Source organism: Planktothrix paucivesiculata PCC 9631 (assembly GCF_900009265.2).
Lineage (GTDB): Bacteria > Cyanobacteriota > Cyanobacteriia > Cyanobacteriales > Microcoleaceae > Planktothrix > Planktothrix paucivesiculata.
In genome coordinates, this window is sequence record NZ_LR734979.1 from 1 (window position 1) to 8,417 (window position 8,417).

Annotated in this window: 5 protein-coding genes; 4 read left to right on the forward strand and 1 reads right to left on the reverse strand. The window is 41.4% G+C overall.

All coding sequences use genetic code 11. The features are described from left to right. Positions 1-143: 143 nt before the first annotated feature. From PL9631_RS00130 to drmC, 4 genes are all read left to right on the forward strand, one after another. A complete protein-coding gene (locus tag PL9631_RS00130; RefSeq protein WP_083616022.1) occupies positions 144-428 on the forward strand; it encodes a GIY-YIG nuclease family protein in 285 nt (94 codons plus the stop codon). Positions 429-464: 36 nt separating this feature from the next. Then, entirely contained in the window at positions 465-4,388 is a 3,924-nt protein-coding gene (drmA, locus tag PL9631_RS00135) for a DISARM system helicase DrmA (protein WP_083616023.1), read from the forward strand. A gap of 195 nt (positions 4,389-4,583) precedes the next feature. Beyond that, on the forward strand, positions 4,584-6,452 hold the full coding sequence (gene drmB, locus PL9631_RS00140) for a DUF1998 domain-containing protein (RefSeq protein ID WP_083616024.1): 1,869 nt from the start codon (positions 4,584-4,586) through the stop codon (positions 6,450-6,452). 8 nt (positions 6,453-6,460) lie between these two features. Beyond that, positions 6,461-7,255 carry a DISARM system phospholipase D-like protein DrmC gene (gene drmC, locus PL9631_RS00145; protein WP_083616025.1) on the forward strand — a complete coding sequence of 265 codons (795 nt, stop codon included), beginning with the start codon at positions 6,461-6,463 and terminating at the stop codon, positions 7,253-7,255. A gap of 629 nt (positions 7,256-7,884) precedes the next feature. Here the strand turns inward: drmC and PL9631_RS00150 are convergent. Next, a complete protein-coding gene (locus PL9631_RS00150; RefSeq protein WP_083616026.1) occupies positions 7,885-8,187 on the reverse strand; it encodes a fertility inhibition FinO-like protein in 303 nt (100 codons plus the stop codon). Between the last annotated feature and the right edge of the window lie 230 nt (positions 8,188-8,417).

Below are 8,417 nucleotides of genomic sequence, written 5' to 3' on the forward strand. Positions count from 1 at the left end.
CGAAGAATCTCTTAACTATATTATGGGTTAACTAGAGATCCTTCATTTCGCTTCGCTACATTCAGGATGACAATCTTTTTTATGTGTCATTCTGAGCAATGATAGTATAAACTTATTATTGAGAGCTAGGAGATTTTATAAAAATGAAAAATTATTATGTTTATATTATGACTAATAAGTCTAAAACACTTTATACAGGAGTGACTAATGATTTAACTCGTCGAGTGTATGAACATAAACATAAATTAATTCCGGGGTTTACTCAGAAATATAATATTACAAAATTAGTGTATTATGAAGAAACATCAGATGTTCATGCTGCGATCGCCAGGGAAAAACAAATTAAAGGTTGGTTACGAGAAAAGAAAATAAATTTAATAGAGTCTATGAATCCGAACTGGGTTGATTTAAGTTTAAATGAGTTATAAAAAATGATATAATATTTTAAATTATCAGTAATTATTATGGAAATCCTTAAACTCCCTTCTTTTCTCCCTGGTACTTTAGACTTAGTTGAAATCAATCTAAAACTCAAAAAAGGTGAGATTCAACTTGATTGGAATGCAGTGATTTCCGCCCCTGAATCAGCTTTAAAAATTCTATTAGACGGGATAGAATTAAAGGATGAGAACTTAATCCCTGATGATAGCGGAGTTGCAGATCAAGTTATTCGTCAAATTACAACTTATTTTGATAATTGCCATAAAAAACAAACCAAAAAAAACGTCAGAAATCCTGAACAAATTTCTTTATTTAATGTTGAATATATCGCTGCTAATCAACCCGAAAAACAAGGCAGTTTAATCGAACAACAATTTATTATTAATCCCAACCTGACCGAACTTAATCCCCCTGAATCGCCAATGGTAAATCCCCAATCGTCAATCATAAATCCCAAATCCCCCTATGAACTTCGCCAAGAATTAGAAGAAATGATTTTCAACGATTTACTCGGCCCGGCGGAGGGAGAAGACGAAGAAGTGGATGAAAGTAGTGTAACAGATCGCTATTTAGTCGGACTATTATCCCCCTTAATTCGCAATAAAACCCCAGAAGAACAACCCGAACAACAAGACGAATTCGTCCCCGCCGAAAAAGGTAACTCAGAAGAAGGAACCACAGAGGGAACCATACCCCCACCTAATACCATGTTCCCCTCATCAATGGGTTTAACCTTCTGCGTTGATAGTGATGTAAAAGCCATAAAAATTACCGCAAAATGGGGACATTATCAACGAGAAAAGAAACAAAATTTAACTGAAAAAGAAACATCAGAACCCAAACGAATTTGGAAACGCTATCCCATTCAAGGAACCAAAATTCAACCCTTAAAATCCGGTGAAATCCCTGAATGGACTGTTGACCCCGAATATCCAGGGGTAATCGTTAAAGGACGGATGCGCCGCCTCGATAATCAAGATTGGATTGTGACTTTATTTTTAGTCAATGGTCAAAAAGAACCCGCTAAACAACGAGATAAAGCTTGGTTATTCCAACCGGAATTAATGATTGATTCCCCTGATAAAAATTATTCTAATATTTTCGTTAAAAAACCTGCTTCAATTCAACAAAACTTAGATTCTGTTATTCAACTAGAAAATCAACAAATGGCGATGTTATATCGTTATCAAGTGGAATTTGCCGTCGGACATGGGGTGGGCGTTCATGCCGAAATTGTCCCCGACAATCCCACCCAAGCCTCCGGTCTAAAAACCTGCATGATTCCCCGCTATGAAGTGCCGCAAACTACACCCCCCAGCGTTGAAGAAATTCCTCAGTTAAACGGGTTAATTTTAGACATGAAAACCCTAGCGGAAGCCAAACCTGCCGAGGTTCCCCAACTCCTCAACCCCCTGATTACCGCTTATCAACATTGGATTCAAGAACAACAACAATCACTGCAAGATTTACTCCTCAACCCCGACTTTTTACCTTCTCAAAACGTCGCCCAAACCACCCTCAATCATTGCCAAACTACCTTAGACCGTATCCAAGAAGGGATTCAACTTTTAACCCAAAATCCCCAAGCTGTAGAAGCCTTTCAATTTATGAATGAAGCCATGTGGCGACAGCGTGTACACGGGATTTATGCCGAACTCAAACGTCAAGGAAAAGATCCTAATTTAGATGAAATTGATACCCCGAACAATCATAGCTGGCGAACTTTTCAACTTGCCTTTATTCTCCTCAATTTACCCGCCCTCACCGATTTACACCACCCCGACCGTTCTCACCCTCTGGATGCGGTCTGTGATTTACTGTGGTTTCCCACCGGAGGAGGTAAAACCGAAGCTTATTTAGGACTCACAGCCTATACCATCGGACTGCGGCGGTTACAGGCATTTATTGGGGGACGAGATGGAGAACATGGGGTAGCCGTTTTAATGCGCTATACCCTGCGTTTATTGACCTTGCAACAGTTCCAACGGGCGACCACCTTAATTTGTGCCTGTGAAGTCATCCGCCGCCAAAACCCGCAAAAATGGGGGTCAGAACCGTTTCGGATTGGTTTATGGGTCGGAAACAATAGCACCCCCAACTACACCAGCCAAAGCGAAGAATTTGTCAAACAAAGCAAAGGACAAGGGCGACCCTCCGGTATGGGTTCCCCCCACCAACTCACGAATTGTCCTTGGTGTGGCACAAAAATCGACCCAGGTAGACACATTGTTGTCCACCCCGTTGATAAAGAACAAGGACGCACCCTCGTCTACTGTGGAGATAGTTTAGGACGATGTTGCTTTACCCTCAAACAGTCTCCACAGGAAGGGTTGCCCATTATAGTTGTTGATGAAGAAATTTATCGGCGTTTACCGACTCTGTTAATTGCCACCGTTGATAAATTTGCCCAAATGCCGTGGAAAGGGGAAACCCAAATGTTATTCGGACAAGTGAGTGGTTACTGTGACCGTCATGGGTTCCGCTCTCCCGACTTAGACGATAAAGACAGCCACCGCGCCACCAATAAACTTCCCGCCGCCAAAACCCGACCTCATGCTCTCCTGCGTCCCCCCGACTTAATTATTCAGGATGAATTGCATTTAATTAGTGGCCCCTTGGGGTCAATGGTGGGACTGTATGAAACCGTTGTGGATCATTTGTGTACTTGGGAAGTTAATGGTCAATCTGTCCGTCCTAAAGTGATTGCTTCAACGGCCACCATCCGCCAAGCGTCCGCCCAAGTTCACCATCTATTTTTACGGAAGCTGCATATTTTCCCCCCCCCAGGATTAGAGATTCAAGATAACTTTTTCTCCCGTCGTCGAGAACCGAGTCCTGAGCATCCAGGGCGACTGTATTTAGGCATTTGCGCCCCGGGTCGGCGGTTAAAAGCGACGATGATTCGGGTGTATTTAGCGACGTTATCGGCGGCGCAGGCATTGTATGAGAAATATGGAAAAGTTGCAGACCCTTGGATGACCTTGGTGGGTTACTTTAACTCCCTACGAGAATTGGGGGGAACACGAAGGTTAGTGGAAGATGATATTCGGACTCGTTTAAATCGAATGAGTGAACGGGGATTGAAAGATCGCAAGTTAAAAAACTTTGATGAATTAACCTCCCGTAAGGATTCTACGGATATTCCCCTGATATTAGACCGTTTAGAAACTCCCTTTGACCCCCTATTAGAAGCGGAGAACAAAGCCAAACGTGACGCAGGCCAGAAAGTTGAAAGACCCGACCCCCTGGATGTGATTCTCGCCACCAATATGATTTCCGTTGGGGTTGATGTTAAACGTCTGGGGTTAATGGTCGCCTGTGGTCAACCGAAAAATACCGCCGAATATATTCAAGCCACTTCACGGGTCGGACGAAGTTACCCTGGTTTGGTGATCACTGTTTATAACTGGGCTAGACCCAGGGATTTATCCCACTATGAACGGTTTGAACACTACCATGCCACTTTTTATCAGCACGTTGAGGCGTTATCGGTGACTCCCTTTGCATCTGGAGCTTTGTATCGAGGTTTAAGTGCGTTATTCGTGTCTTTAGTTCGTCTCTGTGGCGATGAATTTAATCAAAATGATCGCCCTGGTTTAATTCAACGCAACCATCCGTTTATACAAGAGGCAATTAATGTTATTGTTCGACGGGCTGAACTCATTGAAGGGGTTGAAAAAGGTCAACAAGTGCGTCGAGAATTAGAAGCCAAATTAGATACTTGGTTAAATAAAGCTCACACCCTGGTTGGGGGAGCCACTTTAAAATATCAAGTAACTTCACGGGATGGAACGGCTATTAAGTTATTAGAAAATGCCGGACAAGGACAATGGCAAGATTTCACCTGTTTAGCGTCATTAAGAAATGTTGAACCGACCATCGGATTAATTTTAACAGATCAACCCCTCGATGAAGAGCGAGATAGAAAACCTCAACCGTTTGAGTAGATTTGGGATTTAAGATTGACGATTTAAGATTGACAACTATTAAGTTTTAATTCATGAAAATTATAACTCAATAATCGCTAATTGTAAAAGTTACGTCTTCAATCTGAAATTGTCAATCAAAACTCTTAAATCCCTCGATCTTCTATAAACCTAGAATTCTCAATCTCAAATCTTACATTCTTAATCGTAAATCCCATGACTCAATCTCCACCCAAAAAAACCAAAGTCGGTGAACTGCGTCCAAGCCAAATTTTATTCACCTATGGAATTGGAGCGGTTGCCGATTTACCGAATCTTTCTGCAATGGTTATGGGACTAGAAGACTGGAGTAGAAACCATACCATTGAACTCTCAGAAAATCGTCTCTTAGCCGCCGTTCGTAAAGAACTCGGACATCAAGTTAAACAACTGCTTTCACCTCCTATGCCTCCTGAAAGCTCTGACCTGTCTAACCCCTTTGATGAAGGCTCTAAAATCGGGATTCCTGTGGCTCCGTTTCCCACTTGGATGGTTTGTCCTCGCTGTCGATTATTAGCTCCTTTAGCCTCCCAATTATTTGAACTCAAAATTAATCCTTATCGCCCTAATGAAACCCGTTATGTTCATAAGAATTGCTCCAAAACCAGTAAACCCCCTGCCGTTATTCCTGCCCGTTTTTTAGTTGCTTGTGAACGAGGACATTTAGATGATTTTCCCTGGTCTTATTTTGTTCATCACGGTCAAGCAGCCTGTCCAGGGCCTTTATATTTAGAAGAAAGAGGCGTTTCAGGGAACGTTACGGATATTTTTGTTCGGTGTAAAGGGTGTGACATTCCGCCCCGAAGTCTGTCCGATGCCTTTGGAGATTCGGGTAAAAAAAATATGCCCCGTTGTCGCGCTCGTCACCCCCATCTTCGTAGCTTTGATGAAGATTGTAAAGAACAAATGAAAAGTATTTTATTAGGGGCTTCTAATAGTTGGTTTTCTATTACCTTATCCGCTCTTTCCATTCCCGTTGATTCTAATGTATTAGGGCAGTTAGTGGAACGCAATTTTAATGTTCTCAGTAAAGCAAATAGTCGAGAAATTCTACAAGGTATTTTAGCAGCAATGCAAGCAATGGGACAACTACAAGAATTTGCCGATTATTCCTTAGAAGAGATTTGGAATACATTACAGCAACAACAACAAGGTTTAGAAACCAACGACAATGCACAGGATTTAAAAACTCCTGAATGGGAAGTTTTTTCAACCGCTAACCCCAGTAAAAATAATTCAGAATTTCAGTTAAGAACTGTCGCACCTCCCGTTGGATTTGAAGCGTATTTTGAACCCACCGTGTTAGTAGAACGACTAAGGGAAGTTCGGGCTTTAATTGGTTTTACCCGCATTCAATCTCCTGGGGATTTTGCGGATACGGGAGAAATTCCTCGTGAATATCGAGTTTCTATTAGTCGTAAACCTCCCACCTGGGTTCCCACGACAGAAGTTAAAGGGGAGGGAATTTTTTTGCGTTTTCAAGAATCTTTTTTACAAGAATGGGAACAACGTCCGGGTATCCGCAAACATGAAATTTTAACCCGTGAAGCCCATAAAAATTGGCTTAATAGTCGAAATTTAGATCCTGATAAAATTCATTCTCCCTCCATTCGTTATTTATTAATTCATTCCTTCTCTCACGCCTTAATGCGTCAATTGTCAATTGAATGTGGTTATAATGCAGCCAGTCTTAGAGAACGGATATACTCCAAACCCCCAGAAGACGAGAATGGCCCCCAAGCCGGATTATTAATTTATACAGCAACTCCCGATAGTGAAGGCACATTAGGGGGATTAGTCCATTTAGGTGAACCGAAAACCCTGGGACACCACATCAGTCAAGCCTTAGAGCAAATGCGTTTATGTGCTTCAGATCCCCTCTGTGCTGAACATAAGCCAATGGAGGGAACTCCGACCTTACATTGGGCTGCCTGCCATGCCTGTTTATTTGCCCCCGAAACCTCTTGTGAACGGGGAAATCAATTTTTAGATAGAACGGTATTAGTTCCGACGCTTGAACGGGATGATTTAGCTTTTTTTGAGTAAAAAAACTTGTGAATCGTCAACTGTTAGAAAAAATTTATCAGGTGGCTCAAGAATTACCGCCTCTGGTGTTAAACTCTGTCATTCATTCTTTGGGAGAGCAAGTTTTTGATTCCCATTATCCGTTCATTGATCAAATTTTAAATCAACTTTCTAATCCAATGTTTCGCCGTTTAGTGGGTGAATTGTTTACCCTTTGGCAACAAGATCAATCAGATTGGGATAGTCGTGCGATCGCATCTGCGTTAATGGCTTCAGCTTATTCGATTCAAACCGCTCAACAATCCTTAGCAGCCGAATTAGTTTGGACAGGCCCACCCACTTTAGGGATTCCAGTTCGACGGACAGATCAAGTCTTATTACAATTGATTCGAGACACCCAACAACAATTAATTATTATTAGTTTTGCCGTTTATAAAATCCCTGAAATTGCCTCCGCTTTATTAGAAGCTTTAAACCGAGGAGTTCAAGTAAAAATTATTGTAGAAACTACTCAAGAAGAAGGGGGTAAAATGTCTTTTAAAGGAACAACCGCATTGGGGCAGAAAATCCTCAGAGACGCGCAAGTTTTTCTTTGGCCTGTAGAAAAGCGGCTTCATGATCCACAGGGACGTTATGGTTCTTTACATATTAAAAGTGTGATTTCGGATCAGAAATATTTATTTATTACCAGTGCCAATCTCACCGAATATGCTTTGACCTTGAATATGGAAATGGGAGTATTACTCAAAAGTCCAGCATTAGCCTCTCAAGTCACTGATCTAATTTATCACCTAATTCATCAAGAAGTTTTAGTAAAATTATAGTTTATATTAAAAAATAAGGATTCTAAGACCCCGATTAATTCAGCTATTTTTATTCCTGACTTAAAGGGGTAAAATAGCGAAAGCGACCTGCAATTATAAATCCCCAAACCTGCAACTATAATATAATTGTGCTCCAACCGGGATTAAATGGCGTACAAACAGCGAAGCTGACACGTTAAGAATTCTTCAGTTAAAAAATCTACCTGTCATTGGAAGGATAATATTGCCGTTTCGGCAAGTTTATGCTTCCAATTGGATTAGAGATGCTAGAACATATCGCACGAATATACGACTCACAACTAATGCCTTGTTTTTCTTGGGCAGTGAGGTCAAGTTTTTACCTCCAAGTCTCCTTGGCACTGGCTTGAGTGCTTGACTTAATCTTACTTCTTCATCTTTTGAAAAAATCTTAAATTTTTGGCAGCTTTATGGTTCCATTTTTAGTTAACGGCAATCTTATGCTTCCAACTGTTGCAGATGTCGGGTGACTACTTAACGTCAGAATGAATGTTACAGCTACAGTCACGGCAATATTATCCTTCCAGTTCCGGCAATATTATCCTTCCAATGACATTCTGTATAAGGCTTTTGCAGGTTTATCTTGCACAGTTTTACACCCTTGATTTCAACTACTCAGATGCAGCTTCCTTGGGGTCTTTCGGTTTTTTCTCAAACACTTGAATTGCGGGGTCAGCCAAGACAAAGCCATCGGGAGTAGCTTCTCCCAGCTTCCCAGCAATCGCCGCCACCCACATCGGATAATTCGCTTGCGCTTCCTCTAGTTTTTTGAACATTTTCGGCTTCACTGTTATTGTGAAGATTCTGCCATCACAGTCAACAGTAAATTGCTTCCAGTTATTCTCAACCGTCTGAACATCCGTTGGAAATTCCGTAATTTTAAGGGTTAATTCCAGCTTTCCTGTAACTGCCATATCTTAATTGAGATGATTTCAACACCATCCAGATTGTAAACCCAAACGTGAGTAACGCCTTCCATTAATTCCTTAGCGTAAGTTTCTGTTCGACTGCTCACTTCACCCCTAAGTATGCGGTTTCAAGTCAGGAATTGGAGGCGGAGCGATCGCAAACTTTAGGAGAGTTGAATGAATTTTTGGTTAAACTAGGATATGTCAGTTAGGCATAGGAGTTGATGGTGATTACT